The following is a 19,974-nucleotide window of genomic DNA, read 5'->3' as shown; positions in this document are numbered from 1 at the left end:
GCCTACGATACGCGCCATGTTTTGAGGGCGTTTTTCAGGGCGTCTTTTTCAGGGAGAGAGTGTTGATGAAAAGAACATTGGCGGTAAGTGTATTGGCTGCGGCGATGCTGCTGGCTGGGTGTCAGTCGGTCAATACCACCAGCGGCGGCGCCGTTGGGGTTGAGCGCAAGCAATACATGTTCAGCATGCTGTCGAGTCAGGAAGTCGACCAGATGTATGCCCAGTCCTACCAGCAGACGCTGGGTGAGGCCAGTACCAAAGGCCAGTTGGACAAGACCAGCGCCAACGCCAAGCGCGTGCAGGCAATTGCCAAGCGTTTGATCGCCCAGGCGCCCACCTTCCGTCCTGATGCAGCGCAGTGGAAGTGGGAAGTGAATTTGATCAAAAGCGATGAGATGAACGCCAACTGTGGGCCTGGCGGCAAGATCTTTGTGTACAGCGCACTGATCGACAATCTCAAGCTTACCGATGACGAGTTGGCAGCAGTGATGGGCCATGAAATCGCCCACGCCTTGCGCGAGCACGGTCGTGAGGCAATGTCCAAGGCGTACGGTATCGAGATCGCCAAGCAGGGTGCTGGTGCGTTGTTCGGTTTGGGTCAAGATAGCCTGGCATTGGCGGACACGGTCGCCAACTACGGCATGACCTTGCCCAACAGCCGGAGCAATGAAAACGAAGCGGACCTGATCGGCCTGGAACTGTCGGCTCGCGCCGGCTACAACCCGAACGCGGCCATCACGCTGTGGAACAAGATGGCCAAGGCGTCGGAAGGCTCGCCACCGGAGTTCATGAGTACTCACCCGGCGTCGGACAGCCGAATCGCGTCCTTGCAGGCGGCGATTCCTAAGGTGATGCCGTTGTATCAACAGGCCAAGAAGTCCTAAGGCTTGATGAAGATCCAAATGTGGGAGGGGGCTTGCCCCCGATGGTGTTGGGTCAGTTAGCAGATGCATTGACTGATCTACTGCTATCGGGGGCAAGCCCCCTCCCACATTGGATTGGGTTTGCAGGCTTAGATCCTTAGATCCACCCGCTGCTCTGCATGGCCTTGTACACCGCCACGATCGCCAGGACAAAAAACGCCGTAGCCGCCAGTCGACGAATCAACGTCAGCGGCAGTTTCTCCGCCGCGAAATTCCCCGCCAGAACCACCGGTACGTTGGCAATCAACATGCCCAGAGTGGTGCCGATAATCACCAGCCACAGCTCCGGATATTGCGCGGCCAGCATCACCGTGGCGATCTGAGTCTTGTCACCGATTTCCGCCAGGAAGAATGCAATCAGCGTGGTCAGGAACGGCCCGAACTTGCGCGTGGTACTGGCTTCGTCATCGTCGAGTTTGTCTGGCACCAGGGTCCACAGCGCGGTGGCGCAGAAGCTGGCTGCGAGGATCCAGTGCAACACCGCATCCGAGAAAAAACTGCCAAACCAGGCCCCCACTGCGCCGGCAGCCGCATGGTTGGCCAGGGTCGCGGCGACGATGCCGGCGATGATTGGCCAAGGCTTGCGGAAGCGAGCAGCGAGAATGAGCGCGAGCAGTTGCGTCTTGTCGCCGATTTCGGCCAAGGCAACGATTGCGGTAGGAACGAGTAATGAATCCAGCATCAGGTAAGTTTCCAGGGGCGGGTCGACACGGCTATGACACGTACAGCCTTCCCGCCCCGGGTAAGGTGTGCGTGTCATAGGTCTTGTCAAACCCCGGTCCGTCTGTGCGGACTCCTGGGTCGCATACGCCATGGTCTGTTGACCAAGTATGTTGACGTATGCCGGACGAGCGTGGCGCTCGTGGGAGACTACTCCCCTAGGACGGAGCGGATTCTGCCTAGGCAAAATCCATTCGGCAAGCCTTCTTTTTCAAATAGCCATCAGCCGCGTTTGGCACGGTAGATGCGAAAACCATTGCCCTCGGCCTTGATCGCACACACGCCCAAATGCTCTTCAATCAGCGGTTGGTATTTCAGGAAACTGTTAGCTACCAGGCGAAGTTCGCCGCCTTTTGCCAAGTGTTTCGCTGCTTTTCGCAGCAGGTTCTCGGTGGCGAAATAATCGGTGTGTACACCGACATGGAACGGCGGGTTGCTCAAGATCGCATTCAGACCCATCGGTGCAGCATCGATGCCATCACCGGTGAGCACCTCGGCTTCCAGCCCATTGGCAGCGAGGGTCAAGCGGCTGCTGGCAGCGGCGAAGGCGTCCACGTCCAGCATCGTCACGCTGTTGTGCGGGTAGCGACGTTTCACCGCAGCCCCCAGCACGCCGGCGCCGCAACCAAAGTCCAACAGATGGCCACTCGGCAATTTGTCCAAATGCGCCAGCAACAACTCGGTGCCACGATCCAGGCGGCCATGGCTGAACACGCCCGGCAGGCTCACTACTTTGAGCGGACCTTCGGCCAGTGGCACTTCGAAGACTTGCGCCAGGCTCTCCAGTTCCACTGCTTGCGGCGCGTTGGCAACGGTGATTTGCCACAGCTGGCAATGCCGGGCGTTGTCGAGCTTGCGCGGCTTGCCGAAGGGGATCATCTGCTTGGCGGCACTTTCGATACCGCTTTTTTTCTCGCCGACCAAAAACAGCTCGGCGCCGGGCAGGCGTGCGGCCACGGCGTTGAGCAGGTAGTCAGTGAGGTCCTTGGACTTGGGCAGGAAAATCACCGCTGCGTCGAACTCACGCTCTGGCACATTCACGCCAAATTGGCTGCGGTCCGGGAAGCGTGCGTCGAGCGCCGCCTGGTCACCGGCATGCCAGCACCACCCATGGGCGTTGGGCAGGCGACCCAGCAGGTCGTCGGCGGGCAAGCCCACCAACAGCAGGTTGCCTTGAAAAAGTTCGGCCTGACGAAGCAGTACTTCACTGCGCGGATCCATGGTCTGCTCCTTGAAAAGGGGCGCAGTTTATCAACTGACGACGCGCAGCGGGGCGCCGCTGAAAAAGCCCAGGGCGTTTTCCGTCAGTTGGCCGACGATGCGCTGCCGCGCTTCGCGACTGCCCCAGGCGTTGTGTGGTGTGACGATCAGCCGGGGAATGTCATCGGCCAGCAACGGGTTGCCGTTGACTGGTGGCTCCACGCTCAGCACATCGGTGGCCGCGCCGCCCAAGTGACCGCTGCGCAAGGCATCCGCCAGGGCCTGTTCGTTGATCAAGCCACCGCGCGCGGTGTTGACCACAAACGCGCCTGGCTTGAGCAGTGCGAGTTCGCGGGCGCCGATAAAGTCGCGAGTGTGCTCGTTGAGTGGGCAGTGGAGGGTGAGTGCGTCCACTTGGGCCAGCAGTTCATCCAGGGGCACGCGGTCGGCACGTGCAGGGCGCCCGGGAATGGCCCCAAGAATTACGCGCATGCCAAAAGCCTCGGCCAGCCGTGCCACGGCGCTGCCCAATTCACCATGGCCGAGCAAACCGAGGGTTTTGCCTTCAAGCTCGACGATGGGGTAGTCCAGCAGGCAGAACTGCTTGGCTTCTTGCCATTTGCCTGCGCTCACATCGCGCTGATAGTCCTTTACGCGCGTCACCAGGTTGAGCAGCAGCATGATCGTATGCTGCGCCACTGAAGGCGTGCCGTAGCCTTGGCAATTGCTCACCGTGATGCCGTGAGCGCGGGCGGCGTCGAGGTCAACGTTGTTGGTGCCGGTGGCCGATACCAGGATCAGCTTGAGGTCCGGGCAGGCCGCCAGGGTTTCGGTGTTCAGGGCAATCTTGTTGCTGATAACTACTTGGACGCCTTGCAGGCGCGCAATCACATTCAGCGGCGTGGTATCAGAGTACAGCTGCAGGTCGCTGAAGCAGTCTCTCAGACCGCTGAGGTCGAGGTCCCCAAGGTCCAGGGACGGGTGATCAAGGAAGACGGCGCGGCGATTGTTCGTCATCAACTGTACCTTTTGCGACAGGGTTCGAAGGCGTAATCTGCCGAGCCTATCAGATGAAATAATCCGTTACTTAATGGAGTGAATATGTACGCCGCCGAGTTTTTGACCGTAGCCCTGATTCACCTGTTGGCGGTGGCCAGCCCCGGCCCGGATTTCGCGGTGGTGGTTCGCGAAAGTGTTACCCACGGCCGTCGCGCCGGGACCTGGACCGCGCTGGGAGTGGGCTCGGCGATTTTTCTGCACGTGGGCTATTCGTTGCTCGGTATCGGCCTGATCGTTTCCCAGTCCATCGTGTTGTTCAACGCCCTGAAATGGGCGGCGGCGGCCTACCTGCTGTACATCGGCTTCAAGGCCCTGCGCGCGCAACCGGCCAAGCCTGTCGCCGAGGGCGAGTTGCACCGTGAAGCGGGCGAGCGCACCCCGCGCGGCGCGTTTACCGCCGGTTTCGTGACCAATGGCTTGAATCCCAAGGCCACGCTGTTCTTCCTTTCGCTGTTCACCGTAGTGATCAACCCTCACACGCCGCTGGCGATCCAGGCCGGTTACGGTGTGTATCTGGCGGTGGCGACGGCGCTGTGGTTTTGCCTGGTGGCGATGTTGTTCAGCCAGCAGCGCGTGCGCGCAGGCTTTGCGCGGATGGGGCACTGGTTTGATCGGACCATGGGGGCGGTGTTGATTGCAATCGGCGTGAAACTGGCGTTCACGAGCATGAAGTAAACGCGGGTCTCAAGTGAAGACAATCGAATGTGGGGGGCTTGCTCCCGATGGCGGTGGATCAGTCAATACGTGTGTCGACTGAAACACCGCTATCGGGAGCAAGCCCCCTCCCACATTTGACCTCTAGTGTCCCTGGATAATGGCGCAAAGCTAGCATTCACTGGGGGCTGCAAATCATTCCTTTGGCTGATTTAGCTGAAACATAAGCGCTCTACAGTGCAGATCGTTCAGCCAAGACCGTGCAGTCATAAAAGGGATTCGTATGTTGCAGACCCGTGTTATTCCCCCCGCCGAAGGTGCGTACCAATATCCGCTGTTGATCAAGCGCCTGTTGATGTCCGGCGCCCGTTACGAAAAGACCCGGGAAATCGTCTACCGCGACAAGCTGCGTTACACCTACCCGACCCTGATCGAGCGGGTCGCGCGCTTGGCCAACGTGCTGACCGAAGCCGGGGTAAAGGCCGGTGATACCGTGGCAGTGATGGACTGGGACAGCCATCGTTACCTGGAATGCATGTTTGCGATCCCGATGATCGGCGCGGTGATCCACACCATCAACGTGCGCCTGTCGCCGGAACAGATTCTCTACACCATGAACCACGCCGAAGACCGCTTTGTGCTGGTCAACAGTGAGTTCGTGGGATTGTACCAAGCCATCGCCGGGCAACTTACCACCGTCGACAAGACGCTGCTGCTCACTGACGGTGAATCAAAAACGGCCGAGCTGCCTAACCTGGTAGGCGAGTACGAAACCCTGTTGGCTGCCGCCAGCACCAAGTACGACTTTCAGGATTTCGACGAGCATTCCGTCGCGACCACGTTCTACACCACCGGCACCACCGGTAACCCCAAAGGCGTGTACTTCACCCACCGCCAATTGGTACTGCACACCATCGGGGTGTCGACCATCATGGGCAGCATCGACAGCGTGCGCCTGCTAGGCACCAACGACGTGTACATGCCGATCACGCCGATGTTTCACGTTCACGCCTGGGGCCTGCCGTATGTGGCGACCATGCTCGGCCTGAAACAGGTCTACCCCGGCCGCTACGACCCCGAATACCTGGTGGAGCTGTGGCGCAAGGAGAAGGTCACTTTCTCCCACTGCGTGCCGACCATCCTGCAAATGGTGCTCAACGCCAAGGCCGCCCAAGGCGTCGATTTTGGCGGTTGGAAAATCGTCATCGGTGGCAGCGCCCTCAATCGCACGTTGTATGAGGCGGCGAAGGCTCGTGGGATTCAGCTGACCGCTGCGTACGGCATGTCCGAGACAGGGCCGCTGGTGTCCTGCGCCCACCTCAACGAAGAACTACTGGCCGGCAGCGAAGACGAGCGCATCACCTACCGCATCAAGGCCGGCGTGCCAGGGCCGTTGGTCGACGCGGCAATCATCGACAGCGAGGGCAACTTCCTGCCCGCCGACGGCGAGTCCCAGGGCGAGCTGGTGCTGCGTGCGCCGTGGCTCAGCGAGGGCTATTTCAACGAGCCGCAGAAGGGCGCGGAGCTATGGGCCGGCGGCTGGATGCACACCGGCGATGTGGCCACGCTGGATGCATTTGGCGTGATCGATATCCGCGACCGCATCAAGGATGTGATCAAGACCGGCGGCGAGTGGATCTCCTCCCTGGCCCTTGAAGACCTGGTCAGCCGTCACCCGGCGGTACGCGAAGTAGCGGTGGTGGGCATCGCCGATCCGCAGTGGGGCGAGCGTCCGTTTGCGCTGCTGGTGGTGCATGATGGCCATGTGATAGGGGCCCGCGAGCTCAAGGAGCACCTCAAGCCTTTTGTCGAACTGGGCCATTTGAGCAAGTGGGCGATTCCGAGCCAGATCGCCGTTGTTACCGAAATTCCCAAGACCAGTGTCGGCAAGCTCGACAAAAAACGTATCCGTATTGACATCATCGAGTGGCAGGCCAACAACAGTACCTTCCTGTCCACCCTCTGAGCTGATTTGCCGTGCCCTCGTGGCACGGCGATGCTCTATCTCGCGCCCTCACTTGTGATTTGCCAATTTTCAGCCATCCTTGCCGCGTCGGCCTTCGCCGACATGGCGAAAGGGCTGTGGCAGACGGGTTGGTGATGCAAATCACACTTTAGAGGGATCAAGCGGTACCCCCTGCTGGCTATAGTCCCACCCAGAGTTTTTCAAGGATGCGTCGCTTCGGGCCATGGAGGTTCAGTTGCCAGGCGGCATTGGAATCGTTGTATTCCGGCCGTTACAAGCATCACAGAAAGAACTCACTGCCATAACAATAATGCACATGGAGTAGCGTCGATGACCTCAGTAAACCAGTTCTGGCGCCGGGCAAGACTGCCCCTGGCCGTCAGTCTCGCCTCTACGCTCGCCGGGCCCGCATTCGGCGTCAGTTTCAATATCGGTGAAATCGAAGGGAGTTTTGACTCGTCGCTTTCGGTGGGGGCGAGTTGGTCGACAGCTAAGCCTGATCGAGACCTCATCGGCGTTAACAACGGCGGCAAGGGGTTGTCCCAGACCTCCGATGACGGTCACTTGAACTTCAAGCGCGGTGAGACCTTCTCGAAAATTTTCAAGGGTATTCACGACCTTGAACTGAAGTACGGCGATACCGGTGTGTTTGTGCGTGGCAAGTACTGGTACGACTTTGAACTCAAGGATGAAAGCCGTGAGTTCAAGGACATCAGCGATAACAATCGCAAAGAGGGCGCCAAGTCTTCTGGTGGTCAGATTCTTGATGCGTTTATCTACCATAACTATTCCATTGCCGATCAGCCCGGCAACGTGCGGTTTGGTAAGCAGGTAGTGAGCTGGGGTGAAAGCACCTTCATCGGCGGCGGCATCAACTCCGTGAACCCGATCGACGTGTCCGCATTCCGTCGTCCAGGGGCCGAGATCAAGGAAGGCTTGATTCCGGTCAATATGTTCTATGTGTCGCAAACCCTGACGGATAACTTGTCGGCAGAAGCTTTTTACCAGTTGGAATGGGACCAGACTGTTACGGATAACTGCGGGACGTTCTTCTCTCAGCCTGATGTTATTTCCGATGGCTGTACCGACAACCTCCGTCTGCTCAGCAAGCGTTCGTTCCTCGCTACTCAGCCCGGCGCGTTGCCGCTGCTGAACAACTTTGGGGTCAACGTCAACGAAGAGGGCGTGTTGGTCAAGCGTGGGCCTGATCGTGATGCGCGCGACAGTGGTCAGTTCGGTGTGGCGTTTCACTATAACTACGAACCGCTGGACACCGAGTTCGGCGCCTATTTCATGAACTATCACAGCCGGGCACCGATTTTCAGTGCGCGTGGCGCGTCGGCCGGTACTTACGCGGCAGCCAATGCCCTGACGCCTACCCCGGCGGTTGGCCTGCGTCCCCTTATCGTTGCAGGCAACTCCAGCTACTTCGTCGAGTACCCAGAGGATATTCGCCTTTATGGTTTGAGCTTCTCCACGACGTTACCTACCGGCACCGCCTGGAGCGGAGAACTCAGCTACCGACCAAACGCACCTGTGCAACTCAACACCACGGACATTCTCTACGCGGGCGTCACGCCGTTGATTGGCCTGGGCGCTGCTTCTCCGCTCAAGGGCGCTGCCGACACCGACCTGAACGGCTATCGTCGTAAAGAAATCACTCAGTTCCAGACAACCTTCACGCACTTTTTCGATCAGGTCATGGGGGCCAGCCGCCTTACGCTGGTCGGCGAAGTGGGTGTGACGCATGTGGGTGGCTTGGAAAGCCGCGACAAAGCGCGTTACGGACGTGACCCTGTGTATGGCCCTGGACAAGGTGCTCTCTGTACAACGCTTAACTCCGGCACGATCACCGGTGCGGGTCCTGGTGCTGATGCCAGCAACCGTACTACCAATTGCAATAATGATGGCTTCACTACCTCAACGTCCTGGGGCTACCGTGGCCGCGCAATCTGGGAATACCCGGATGTCTTTGCAGGTGTGAACCTCAAACCCAACGTGGCGTGGTCCCATGACGTGAGTGGTTATTCGCCAGGTCCTGGTGGCAACTTTGAAGAGGGTCGCAAAGCAGTGAGCCTGGGGTTGGATGCTGAGTATCAGAACACCTATACCGCGAGCCTTGCCTACACCAACTTCTTTGGTGGCGACTTCAACACCTCAAGTGACCGCGACTTCGTCGCCCTCAGCTTCGGCGCGAACTTCTAAGCACACTGTATTTTCAGGAAGAACCAGAACATGAAAATAACCAAAAGTCTGTTGCACGTCGGTGTGCTTGGACTGTCGATCCTGGCGAGCAACGTCATGGCGGCAGTGTCGGCGGATGAAGCCGCCAAGCTGGGTACGAGCCTGACCCCGATGGGCGCTGAAATGGCCGGTAACGCGGCGGGCACTATCCCTAAGTGGTCGCCACTGCCTACCAACGCGGGTGCTGTGGATGCCAAAGGCTTCCTGGCCAACCCATACGCCAGTGAACAACCGCAATTCACCATCACCGCGCAGAACGTCGAGCAGTACAAAGACAAGCTTGCGCCGGGGCAGTACGCGATGTTCAAGCGTTACCCGGAAACCTTCAAGATGCCGGTCTACCCGACCCATCGCGGCGCTACCGTGCCGGCGGATGTGTTCGCCGCCATCAAGAAGAACGCCACCACCACCAACCTGGTGTCGGGCGGCAACGGCCTGGAAAACTTTGAAACCGCCGTACCGTTCCCGATCCCGAAAAGCGGCGTGGAAGTTATCTGGAACCACATCACCCGTTATCGCGGTGGCAGCGTGACCCGCCTGGTGACCCAGGCCACGCCGCAAACCAACGGTTCCTACAGCCTTGTGTACTTCCGCGACCAGTTCGTGTTCCGCGACAAGATGAAGGACTTCGATCCGAAAAACCCGGGCAACGTGCTGTTCTACTTCAAGCAGCAAGTGACCGCGCCGGCACGTCTGGCCGGTGGTGTGCTGCTGGTGCACGAAACCCTGGACCAAGTGAAGGAGCCGCGTTCGGCGTGGGTCTACAACGCAGGCCAGCGCCGTGTGCGCCGGGCGCCGCAAGTGTCCTATGACGGGCCGGGTACCGCCGCCGACGGCCTGCGTACCTCCGATAACCTCGACATGTACAACGGTGCGCCGGATCGCTACGACTGGAAACTGGAAGGCAAGAAGGAAATCTACATCGCCTCCAACAGCTACAAGATCGACGATCCGAAACTCAAGTACGCCGATATCATCAAGGCCGGCCACATCAACCAGGACCTGACGCGCTACGAGCTGCGCCGTGTCTGGCATGTGGTCGCCACTTTGAAAGAAGGCCAGCGCCACATCTATGCCAAGCGTGACTTCTTCATCGACGAAGACACCTGGCAAGCGGCAGTGATCGATCACTACGACGGTCGCGGCCAACTGTGGCGCGTCGCCGAGGCCCATGCCGAGAACTACTACGACAAACAGGTGCCGTGGTATGCCCTGGAAACCCTCTACGACCTGCAGTCCGGCCGCTACCTGGCTTTGGGCATGAAGAACGAAGAGAAGCAGGCCTATGATTTCGGCTTCACCGCCACGACCAGCGACTTCACCCCAGCGGCCCTGCGCCAGGACGGTGTTCGCTAAGCGGCACGAGTAACTCAATGTGGGAGGGGGCCTGCCCCCGATAGCGGTGTGACAGTCAGCACGTGTATTGACTGATCCGCCACTATCGGGAGCAAGCCCCCTCCCACTTTTTGTTTGTGGCGATATTTTTTGTCTCAGTTCTTTTTCAGGCAAATGTTGCAAAGATCTACAAAGCTGCTGCTTTTACCGCTAGTCTGCGGACATCTGCAATGCCGACAACAGCCTTCTACAAGAGCCCGGCGATGACTGATCTGTCCCGAATCCAAGGGCCTGCCAGTGCGGTAATCCCGACTCTGGAAGGTCGCTTCTACAGGCCTCCGCTGCCTGACGGCTATGTGCTGCGCCCCCGCCTGTGTGAACGGCTGAGCGCTGGCCTCGAAGGACGGTTGCTGCTGGTCAGCGCCCCGGCGGGGTTCGGTAAGAGTTCGTTGGCGGTGGAGTTCTGCCAGAGCCTGCCGGCCCACTGGCAAAGTCTGTGGCTTGGGCTGAGCCCTCGGGACAACGACCCGGGGCGCTTCCTTGAGCGTCTGCTCGAGGGGTTGCAACACTATTTCCCCGCACTCGGCGCTCAATCCCTGGGCTTGCTGAAAATGCGTCAGCGTCACCAGCCCTTTGCCTTTGAAGAATGGCTCGATGGCCTGCTTGATGAGCTCGCGGTTCACCTGTCCACGCGCGCGCCATTGTTACTGGTGCTGGATGACTATCATCTGGCCCAGGGTCCGGTGCTGGACCGTTGTCTTCAGTTTTTCCTCAACCATTTGCCGGATGGCCTGCTGGTATTGGTCACCAGTCGCCAGCGCCCTGACTGGCATCTGGCACGCTTGCGCTTGTCACGGCACTTGCTGGAGTTGCACGAGCAAGACCTGCGCCTGACCCATGCCGAATCCCAGGCGCTATTGGATCGCCACAGCAGTTCCCTGAGTGGAGAGGCCCTCGACAACCTGATCCGCCGCAGCGAAGGCTGGGTAGCCGGTTTGCGTTTCTGGCTGCTGGCGGCTTCCGAAGCCGGCAACGAAGACGCATTGCCGCAAAGCCTGCACGGTGGAGAAGGGTTGATCCGCGACTACCTGCTGGAGGAGGTGATCGATTGCTTGCCACCCGAAGTGCAGGCGTTCCTGTTCGATACTGCGCCCCAGGACCGTTTCTGCAGCGAACTGTGTGACGCCGTGCGCGAAGCTCATGACAGCGCCGAAATCCTGCGTTATCTGCAAGCGCACCAAGTGTTCCTGGTGCCCTTGGACGAGCAGGGCCACTGGTACCGCTATCATCATTTATTCTCCGACCTGCTGCGCACCCGCCGTGCGAGCAGCAATGTATTGCCAGCCGCCAGCCTGCACCTGCGCGCGTGTCGTTGGTTCAACGCCCAGGGTTTGATCGATGAGGCGGTGGAGCAGGCTTTACGCGCCGGGCACCTCGACGTAGCGGCCAACCTGGTGCAGAACCTGTCCGAAGAGCAACTGCTGGCCGAGCAGAATGTCGGCATGTTGCTGCGCTGGAAAATGGACTTGCCCGACAGCCTGCTGATCAGCACACCGCGCTTGATCGTGTTGTACAGCTGGGCATTGGGGCTGGCCTGCCAGTTGGATGCGGCGGAGGAATTGTCCGCGTACCTCAGTCGCTTCCTGCCGGCGCCCTCGGCCACTGCACAGCGCTCAATGCTGGCCCAATGGCTGGCGCTGAGCGGGATTATCGCTCGGGGCCGGGGTGATCGTGAATTGACTCAGCGCTATTGCAGTGAGGCGTTGGAAAGCCTGCCGCAACGGCGTTACGGCCAGCGCCTGGTGTGCCTGTCGACGCTGTCCAACTTGGCCATCGCCGATGGCGATTTGTGGCGCGCCCGTGGCCTGAACCGTGAATCCCTGGAACTGGCGCAGCGCGTCGGCAACCCTTTGTTCGAAGCCCTGGCCCATTACGACCGCGCGCGGGTATTGCAGGCCCGCGGTGAAATCCTGCGTGCCCTTGATGAAGTGCGTCAGGGCCTGCAACGTTTGCACGGTCTGGCGCCGCAGAGGCTGTATGCGGTACGTGCGCGACTGTCGTTGTACGAAGGCTATTTGCTGTTAATGCGTAATCAGCCTGACGCCGGTATCGCTCACCTGCGGGCGGGTCTGGCCGAGGCGCGCGCCTGTCGCGACATCAGCGTACTGATCGGCCATTGCGTGATCGCCAGCTTCGAAGGGCGGCGCAATGACTTTTCCAAAGCCTTCGCCGAACTCGCCGAAGCCGAACGCTTGATGCATATCTGGGACGTGCCGCCGATCTACTATCTGGCGATGATCACCCTGATCAAATGCGAGCTGTGGCTGGCCCAAGGCCGCACCGACCTGGCCGATGCCTGGTTGACGCGGCTGGGGCAGACTTACAACGGCGAGCATGCTGCCGCTGCGCCGGAATTCCACCCGCATTTGCCGCAACATATCGGGCTGCAACAAGCCGCCCTTGATGCCATTCGTCATCAACCCGACGCTGCTTTGCAACGGCTCGGCGAACTGGCACAACACGCTAATAGCTGTGGGCGGCAGATGATTGCACTGATGGCATTCGCCCAGCAGGCGCAGTTGCTGCTGGAATGCGGTCAGGAAGCCAAGGCGCGGCCGGTACTGTCCCGAGCGCTTGAGGCTGGCGCCGGAGGGGCGTTGCAACCTTTCCAGAGGCTGCTGGAAAACCACCCGGACTGGATGCGCGAGCAACTCGGCAAGGATCCCCATGGCTTGCTGAATCAGAGCCTTCTGGCACTTCTGCCTACCGTTGCTGAAGTGCACGCGTCACCTAGTCATGAAAGTCTGAGCGCCCGGGAACTGGCAGTGCTGCAACTCATCGCCCAAGGTTGCTCCAACCAGGAGATCAGCAACCGACTGTTTATCTCCCTGCACACTGTCAAGACTCACGCCAGCCATATCAACAGCAAGCTCGGCGTGGAGCGACGCACCCAGGCGGTGGCGAGGGCGCAGGAGTTGAGGTTGATTGGTTAGCGCTTGACCATTTGCGGTGAGAGTTTTTGTGTGAGTAAGCTTCTTGTGGCGAGCGAGCTTGCTTGCGTTGGGCCGCGAAGCGGTCCCAGTCTGTTTTAATAGTGCAATTATCGTGGCGATACTGCCCAACCCCCCAGTTAATTTGCACCAGAGGCCCGTTCATGGAAACCGCACAGCCTTCCCTCATACGCGAAACCTTCCCTGTCGGGCCCCTGCAGTGCAACTGCACCATCATCGGCGATCCCATTACTAAAAAAGCCATTGTGGTCGACCCGGGCGGCAACCATGAATTGATCCTGGCCCGCCTGGACGCGCTGGGCCTCAAGGTGGTGACCATCATCCATACCCACGCCCACCTCGATCACTTCCTGGCATCGGGTCAGTTGAAAGAGAAAACTGGCGCCACCTTGCACCTGCATAAGGAAGACCAGTTTCTGTGGGACAACCTGGAAATGCAGTGCCAGATGTTTCGCGTGCCTTATACCCCCGTGCCGTCGCCAGACCGTTGGCTGGAAGATGATGAAGAGTTAGCCTGCGGCTGTGGCGTTGCCTTGCATACTCCGGGTCACACGCCGGGCTCGATGAGTTTCTGGTTTGCCGACGCCAAGCTGCTGATCGCCGGCGATACGCTTTTCCGTCGTGGCGTGGGGCGTACAGATTTGTGGGGTGGGGACCAGGCCACGATTGTGCGCTCGATCAAGCAGCGGCTTTATACGCTGGACGAGAGTGCCACGGTGGTCACCGGCCACGGACCGGACACGCGACTGGGCGATGAGATGCGCGAGAATCCATTTGTGCGGGCTTGAGGAGGTGAAAGCGGGCTGATGCATGTTTCATGAGGGGTAATCTGTTGTAGTAAAAACGCAGGTCGCGTTCAGGCTGGGTCTGCTACGTTTTCTACAGCGGTAATGCGGGCTAACGTTTCGTTACAGCTGCGCGAGTGTTCACGGAATTTTTGCCATTTGTCGTGTTCCAAACTCGGCAAAGGTCCATTGCCAATGTCCTCTGCACCACAGAATGCAAAAAGTAGGAGCTCTCTTCATGTTCACTCCGCGTCGTCTGCTTGTAGTCGCCACCGCCGTAGCCCTTTTGTCCGGCTGCGCTTCACCTAATCCTTATGACGGCAGCAGCCAGGGACAGGCGAGTAATGAATCCAGCGGTATGAGCAAAACCGCCAAGTACGGTGGTCTCGGTGCTCTTGCCGGTGCGTTGGCCGGTGCTGCCATTGACCATAACAACCGTGGCAAGGGTGCGCTGATCGGTGCGGTGGTGGCGGGTGCTGGTGCCGCGGGTTATGGCTACTACGCCGACCAACAGGAAAAGAAACTGCGCGAGAGCATGGCCAACACTGGAGTTGAAGTTCAGCGCCAGGGTGATCAGATCAAGCTGATCATGCCGGGCAACATCACCTTCGCGACCAACTCGGATGCGATCTCCAGCAGCTTCTATCAGCCGCTGAACAACCTGGCCAACTCCCTCAAACAGTTCAACCAAAACACCATCCAGATTGTTGGCTACACCGACAGTACCGGTAGCCGCCAACTGAACATGGACCTGTCCCAGCGTCGTGCGCAGAGCGTGGCCAACTACTTGACCTCCCAAGGCGTCAACGGTGCAAACCTGAGTGCCCGTGGTGCCGGTCCGGATAACCCGATTGCCAGCAACGCCGACGTCAACGGTCGCGCTCAGAACCGTCGCGTGGAAGTTAACCTGGGCCCAATCCCTGGCCAGCAGTACGGCCAGCCGGGCACCCAGCAACAGGCGCCACAACAGAACAACCAGTTCCAAGGCAACCCGTACTCGCAGTACCAGTAAACAACGGCTAATAAAAAGGGCGCCGTGCAGTCAATGCACGGCGCCCTTTTTTGTGGCTGTCGATTACATCAGTCGATGTATTCGAACACCTTCACGATTTTCTGCACGCCGGATACGCCCTGTACCAGGTTGGACGCACGGGTGGCTTCTGCCTGGGTCAGCAGGCCCATCAGGTAAACGATGCCGTTGTCCGTCACGACCTTGATACGCGAGCCGGGGATCGCATTGTCGGTGAGCATCTGCGCTTTGATCTTGGTGGTCAGCAGCGCGTCATTACTGATGGCAAGCAGGGTGATCGGATCCATGACCTGCAATTCGTTGTGGACCTTCTTGACCCGCTGAACCGACGCAGCGGCCTGTTCGGCCTGGGCCTTGAGGTCGGCGCGCGGCGTTTGGCCTGCGAGCAGCACCACGCCGTTGAAGCTGGTTACGACGATACGCGACGCACCGTTGCCCAAGTCCGTTGCGGCTTTGGCGACGTTTACTTCGACCTTTGTTTCGATCAACGAGTCGTCAATCTTGCTGCCGAAGGTGCGGGTGCCCTTGTCATCCTGAATAGGGGTGTCACGTGTCGCAGTGATCGCCGTGCTGCAGCCGCTGATGCCGAGGCACAGCGTAATGGCCAAGAGGCCGAGGCGGTTAACGGTCATTCTTCACTCCCAAACAGTTGGCTGTCGATCAGATCGCACAGGCAGTGGATCGCCAGCAGGTGGACTTCCTGAATACGTGCGGTGACGTTGGCCGGGACGCGAATTTCAACATCTTCGGGCAGCAACAGCGAGGCCATGCCGCCGCCATCGCGTCCGGTCAATGCTACGACAATCATTTCGCGATCATGTGCGGCCTGGATCGCTTGAATAATATTCGCCGAGTTGCCGCTGGTGGAAATCGCCAGCAGTACATCGCCTGGTTGGCCCAAGGCGCGGATCTGCTTGGAGAAGATTTCGTTGTAGCTGTAGTCATTGGCTATCGAGGTGATCGTCGACGAATCGGTGGTCAAGGCGATAGCCGGCAGGCTCGGACGCTCCCGCTCGAAGCGGTTGAGCAATTCGGACGAGAAATGCTGGGCATCGCCGGCCGAACCGCCGTTGCCGCACGAAAGCATTTTGCGTTCGGTGAGCAAGGCATTAACCATGACCTGACTGGCTTGCTCGATGTGCGGTGCAAGTACGTCCATCGCCTTTTGCTTGGTGTCGATGCTGGCCTGGAAAAGCTGGCGAATTCGGGATTGCATGTCCATCTGTGTGACCTTAATTAGCGCGGCTATTTGGCACAGGAATGTGCAGCCCGCAAAGCAAAGAGCAAAAGTGTGTGGGTGAAGATGTCCGGCGAATCAGCTGTCGAAGGCATCTTTGAGCCAGTTCAGATCAGCCTTGCCTGACGGTGTGCTTTCTATGGCAACCACGTCGAAACGGCAGGGGGAGTTGGCCCAGCGATGCTCTTTTTGCAGGAAAAACTGCGCGGCGAGTATCAGCTTCTGACGCTTGCGCCCGTCGATACTGGCGAGCGCGCCACCCCATTGTGCGTGTTTTCTGTAGCGGACTTCGACGAATACTACTGTATCGCCGTCAAGCATGACCAGATCAAGCTCGCCGCGTTTACACAACCAGTTCTGCGCCAGCAGGCGCAGGCCTTGTTTTTGCAAGTGTTGCAGAGCTTGAAGTTCGGCATCCTTGCCGCTTTGCGCACTGGACCTCTCGGGCATCAGCGCGGGGTGTCCGGCAGGCGTTGGATCTCGCCACCGACGAACTTCGCCCATGGCATCTGGCGATCAACGCGCTGGTTGGCGCTGATACCCAGGTTGCCCGAAAGGCCGTCAACCCGTGTGTCCGGCAGGGCCTTGAGCTGGCCAAGGCGTGGCGCGAGGCGGTAGGCGTCGACACCCATTGCATACAGGCGGCCCAGGCTGCCGTTGGCTTGTGGCCATTGCGCCGCAACCTGGTTGCGCAGCGGGTCAGTGGTGTTGAGCAGCCAAGGCGTTTCGCAGAACATCACATTGGTCATGTCCAGGTACTGGTTGCGGTCACCGCTGGCGCTGAAAACGTGGGACGTTGCGTAGACCGGTACATCACCGGCGTACTGGAAGTTCAGGGTCGGCTTGATCTGCTGGGCCAGTTGCGGAGTGACGGCCAGGAAGATGAATTCGATGTCCTGGCGACGCGACGGTTGTGCCGCTACGTCAGTACCAACGGTGCTTTGCAGGCTCTTGGCGCGGCCTTCGCTTTTACGCAGTTGGAACAGATCGGCAATCTGCTGGGCCAGGGCGACCGGCTGGTCGACATACTCGACCCCCATGACGGTGCCGCCGTTGGCTTCCCAATCCTGGCGGAACGCTTTGTAGACGCGCTCACCCCATTCTCCACGGGGCACCATCGCGGCAGCGCGATGCAGGCCGTCGGCACGGGCACGGCGCGAGACTTCGCGAGCTTCGTCTTCAGCGGCCAGGCCGAACTGGAACAATTGCGCTGGACCTTGATCGGTTTCGCTGTAGTTCAGTGCCAGGGTGGTGATCGGCAGTTGCGGGCGCGCACTGAGCTGCTTGACCAGCGGCTTCTCCAGTGGGCCGACGACTAATTGCACGCCGGCAGCCTGGGCCTTGGCGTAGAAGTCGTCGATGGAAGTCAGGCGCGAGCTGTCATAGAACTCGATCACCGGAGGCTTCTGCCCGGCTTGTTCAGCCTGGTAGTGAGCGGCCATGAAGCCTTCGCGCAGTGCCTTGCCCACGGAAGCCAGGGGGCCCTCTTGGGGCAGTAGCAGGGCAATCTTGCTCAAGGGCTGGCTTGCGAGTTCCTTGAGCTTGGTCAGCGGTGTTGGCAACTGCACGGCAGCCGGGTGGCCGGGGTTCTGCGCGCGCCAGGTGTCGATAGCGGCTTGTTGTTGCTCCAGCGTGCCGGCACCCTTGACCGCCTGGGCCAAGGTGATCCAGCCGTCCAGGGTCGGGTTGCCACTGGCTTGCAGCTGTTCGGCAGGTAGTGCGGCAATCAAAGTCCAGATGGCTTCGTGATTGCTTTGGGCTGCATCGCCAGTGAGCAGTGGCGCCATGGCGACACGCTCGCGGGCAGCGTTGAGGGTTTGGCCATCAGCCTCATAAGCACGAGCATGCACGGTACCTGTGCGGATCTGCTGTTCAGTCGGCAGGTCCTTCAGACTTTGCAGGCTCGCGTGGTTTAAGGCAGTCAGCGCAGCCTTCGGCTGGTTGCGTGCCATGGCCAGCTCGGCGGCCAGGGTGCTGGCGAACACTTGTGCTGCCGGCTTGAGGGCGTCCAGGGGCACTTGGGCAAGAATTTGCGACGAGCGGCCAGGGTTGTTTTGTTTATAAGCCATGTCTGCCGCACTCAGGCGCAGCAATGCGGCCTTTTCTGGCGTCTTGGCGGTGGTTGCCTGTTCGAGCAGTTGCTCGATACTGGCATCCGGGGTCCGTGGAAGTTCGCCAAGGCTGGACGAGGGCGAGCTGGCGCAAGCCGCCAGTAAGGCAGCGAGGCAGAGGGCAGAGAGCAGCCGCAGGCAAGCGATCATGTAAGTGTTCCTGATACCGATCAAATTAGCGTGGAATTGTACCCAAGCACTGGCCCAGGCGCGATGTTACTGGTGTGAAACCGTCGATTTAGGTCGTGCAAATGTTGGTATTGGGCTGTTGTAGGCAATCGGCGGCGGAAACGGCATCGACCGTGATGGCATATTTTCAAAGCATCTACGCGCTACAATGCGGCTTTTGCCAACCATCGAGGTGTGCGTTTTGACTGCTCCAGGTCCTTTGAATTCCACTGCAGGCTCGCTTTTTGTCGTGGCGACGCCCATTGGCAACCTGGACGACATCAGTGCCCGGGCGCTGAAAGTGTTGCGCGAGGTTAAATTGATCGCGGCGGAAGACACGCGGCACTCCCAGCGGTTGATGCAGCATTTTGGTATCAGCACGCCATTAGCCGCCTGTCACGAGCACAACGAGCGCGAAGAAGGCAGCCGCTTTATCGTGCGCCTGCTGGCCGGTGACGATGTGGCGCTGATCTCCGACGCGGGAACGCCGCTGATTTCTGATCCGGGTTACCACTTGGTTCGCCAAGCGCGGGCCGCTGGTATCAATGTAGTGCCTGTTCCGGGTGCGTGCGCGCTGATTGCTGCATTGTCGGCTGCGGGGCTGCCTTCAGATCGGTTTATTTTCGAAGGTTTTTTGCCGGCCAAAGCAGTGGGGCGTCGTGCGCGTCTTGAAGCGGTAAAGGAAGAGCCGCGTACTTTGATCTTCTACGAAGCGCCGCACCGCATCCTTGAATGTCTGCAAGATATGGAATTGGTGTTTGGCGGCGAGCGCCTGGCATTGTTGGCGCGAGAACTGACTAAAACATTCGAAACCCTCAAGGGGCTGCCGCTGGAGGAGTTGCGTGCATTTGTCGAGGGCGACAGCAATCAACAGCGTGGCGAGTGTGTGGTGCTGGTGGCGGGCTGGACGGCGCCGGAGGCCGAAGATGCGGTCGGCAGCGAGGCCATGCGTATTCTTGACCTGCTCCTCAAGGAGATGCCTCTCAAGCGCGCCGCGGCCCTGGCTGCAGAAATTACCGGTCTGCGCAAGAATGTGTTGTATCAAGTTGCGCTGGATAAACAGAAAGCTGAATAGTTCCGGGGTTAAACCGGTATTCCGTCTGAACGTGATGGCCTTGGTGACTATTATTACTTGTCCTGAGGCCGCCGTGCCGTTAACCTGCGCGGCGGAGAGTCGATTGGACAGTCGCTGCCTTCTATGAAAATTAGGGGGGGGAGGAAAGTCCGGGCTCCATAGGGCGAAGTGCCAGGTAATGCCTGGGAGGCGTGAGCCTACGGAAAGTGCCACAGAAAATAACCGCCTAAGTACTTCGGTACCGGTAAGGGTGAAAAGGTGCGGTAAGAGCGCACCGCACGACTGGCAACAGTTCGTGGCTAGGTAAACCCCACTTGGAGCAAGACCAAATAGGGTCCCAAGGCGTGGCCCGCGCTGGGACCGGGTAGGTTGCTAAAGATGTCCAGTGATGGCCATCGTAGACGAATGACTGTTCAAGACAGAACCCGGCTTACAGATCGACTCTCCACCTTTTTC

The 19,974-nt window shown here is 59.4% G+C and carries 16 protein-coding genes, 1 other RNA gene and 1 riboswitch; of the genes, 10 read left to right on the top strand and 7 right to left on the bottom strand.

The features are described from left to right. Positions 1 to 65: 65 nt before the first annotated feature. A complete protein-coding gene (locus ACVWXD_RS19995; RefSeq protein WP_032886302.1) occupies positions 66 to 884 on the top strand; it encodes a M48 family metallopeptidase in 819 nt (272 codons plus the stop codon). Positions 885 to 1,020: 136 nt separating this feature from the next. Here the strand turns inward: ACVWXD_RS19995 and ACVWXD_RS19990 are convergent, their stop codons facing one another. From ACVWXD_RS19990 to ACVWXD_RS19980, 3 genes are all read right to left on the bottom strand, one after another. Further along, positions 1,021 to 1,605 carry a TMEM165/GDT1 family protein gene (locus ACVWXD_RS19990; protein WP_005784895.1) on the bottom strand — a complete coding sequence of 195 codons (585 nt, stop codon included), beginning with the start codon at positions 1,603 to 1,605 and terminating at the stop codon, positions 1,021 to 1,023. An 88-nt stretch (positions 1,606 to 1,693) separates the two neighbouring features. Continuing rightward, positions 1,694 to 1,815, bottom strand: a riboswitch (yybP-ykoY riboswitch). 50 nt (positions 1,816 to 1,865) lie between these two features. Then, complete coding sequence (locus tag ACVWXD_RS19985) at positions 1,866 to 2,864, bottom strand: class I SAM-dependent methyltransferase (RefSeq protein WP_032886303.1); 999 nt, start codon at positions 2,862 to 2,864, stop codon at positions 1,866 to 1,868. 30 nt (positions 2,865 to 2,894) lie between these two features. Further along, positions 2,895 to 3,860, bottom strand: a complete 966-nt coding sequence (locus ACVWXD_RS19980; protein ID WP_032886304.1) for a 2-hydroxyacid dehydrogenase — start codon at positions 3,858 to 3,860, stop codon at positions 2,895 to 2,897. Between the two features lie 84 nt (positions 3,861 to 3,944). On the opposite strand from ACVWXD_RS19980, the gene ACVWXD_RS19975 reads away from it, so the two are divergent. From ACVWXD_RS19975 to ACVWXD_RS19945, 7 genes are all read left to right on the top strand, one after another. Continuing rightward, positions 3,945 to 4,577, top strand: coding sequence for a LysE family translocator (locus ACVWXD_RS19975; RefSeq protein WP_016978297.1), 633 nt, complete (start codon positions 3,945 to 3,947; stop codon positions 4,575 to 4,577). A 262-nt stretch (positions 4,578 to 4,839) separates the two neighbouring features. Beyond that, the gene (locus ACVWXD_RS19970) at positions 4,840 to 6,522 is read left to right on the top strand and encodes a fatty acid--CoA ligase (protein ID WP_260367765.1); all 1,683 of its coding nucleotides are present in this window, start codon (positions 4,840 to 4,842) and stop codon (positions 6,520 to 6,522) included. Positions 6,523 to 6,852: 330 nt separating this feature from the next. Further along, positions 6,853 to 8,727, top strand: a complete 1,875-nt coding sequence (locus tag ACVWXD_RS19965; RefSeq protein WP_181642830.1) for a DUF1302 domain-containing protein — start codon at positions 6,853 to 6,855, stop codon at positions 8,725 to 8,727. A 30-nt stretch (positions 8,728 to 8,757) separates the two neighbouring features. After that, entirely contained in the window at positions 8,758 to 10,122 is a 1,365-nt protein-coding gene (locus ACVWXD_RS19960; protein WP_032886307.1) for a DUF1329 domain-containing protein, read from the top strand. Positions 10,123 to 10,364: 242 nt separating this feature from the next. Next, positions 10,365 to 13,094, top strand: coding sequence for a LuxR C-terminal-related transcriptional regulator (locus tag ACVWXD_RS19955; RefSeq protein WP_457371272.1), 2,730 nt, complete (start codon positions 10,365 to 10,367; stop codon positions 13,092 to 13,094). 161 nt (positions 13,095 to 13,255) lie between these two features. After that, positions 13,256 to 13,900: an MBL fold metallo-hydrolase gene (locus ACVWXD_RS19950; RefSeq protein ID WP_122752422.1), complete on the top strand. Its 645-nt coding sequence runs from the start codon at positions 13,256 to 13,258 to the stop codon at positions 13,898 to 13,900. A 235-nt stretch (positions 13,901 to 14,135) separates the two neighbouring features. Further along, positions 14,136 to 14,909, top strand: coding sequence for an OmpA family protein (locus ACVWXD_RS19945; RefSeq protein ID WP_457371271.1), 774 nt, complete (start codon positions 14,136 to 14,138; stop codon positions 14,907 to 14,909). A 68-nt stretch (positions 14,910 to 14,977) separates the two neighbouring features. Here the strand turns inward: ACVWXD_RS19945 and ACVWXD_RS19940 are convergent, their stop codons facing one another. The 4 genes from ACVWXD_RS19940 to ACVWXD_RS19925 all read right to left on the bottom strand — a co-directional run bounded on the left by ACVWXD_RS19940 (position 14,978) and on the right by ACVWXD_RS19925 (position 18,425). Continuing rightward, positions 14,978 to 15,559 carry a BON domain-containing protein gene (locus ACVWXD_RS19940; RefSeq protein WP_032886311.1) on the bottom strand — a complete coding sequence of 194 codons (582 nt, stop codon included), beginning with the start codon at positions 15,557 to 15,559 and terminating at the stop codon, positions 14,978 to 14,980. Further along, positions 15,556 to 16,149 (bottom strand): phosphoheptose isomerase, encoded by a 594-nt coding sequence (locus tag ACVWXD_RS19935; RefSeq protein WP_457371270.1) that lies wholly within the window; start codon positions 16,147 to 16,149, stop codon positions 15,556 to 15,558. The genes ACVWXD_RS19940 and ACVWXD_RS19935 overlap by 4 nt, the downstream gene beginning before the upstream one ends. Before the next feature lie 93 nt (positions 16,150 to 16,242). Next, positions 16,243 to 16,614, bottom strand: coding sequence for a YraN family protein (locus ACVWXD_RS19930; RefSeq protein ID WP_032886313.1), 372 nt, complete (start codon positions 16,612 to 16,614; stop codon positions 16,243 to 16,245). Next, complete coding sequence (locus ACVWXD_RS19925) at positions 16,614 to 18,425, bottom strand: penicillin-binding protein activator (protein ID WP_095183864.1); 1,812 nt, start codon at positions 18,423 to 18,425, stop codon at positions 16,614 to 16,616. Before ACVWXD_RS19925 ends, ACVWXD_RS19930 begins: the two co-directional genes overlap by 1 nt. Positions 18,426 to 18,612: 187 nt before the next feature. On the opposite strand from ACVWXD_RS19925, the gene rsmI reads away from it, so the two are divergent. Next, positions 18,613 to 19,518 carry a 16S rRNA (cytidine(1402)-2'-O)-methyltransferase gene (rsmI, locus tag ACVWXD_RS19920; protein WP_163033157.1) on the top strand — a complete coding sequence of 302 codons (906 nt, stop codon included), beginning with the start codon at positions 18,613 to 18,615 and terminating at the stop codon, positions 19,516 to 19,518. A 95-nt stretch (positions 19,519 to 19,613) separates the two neighbouring features. Continuing rightward, positions 19,614 to 19,967: RNase P RNA component class A (gene rnpB, locus ACVWXD_RS19915), an RNA gene on the top strand. Positions 19,968 to 19,974: the final 7 nt, after the last annotated feature.

It is taken from the genome of Pseudomonas sp. TE3911 (assembly GCF_054062775.1).
Note: the sequence above shows the minus strand (reverse complement) of the source record. Positions and strands in the feature narration are given on the sequence as shown.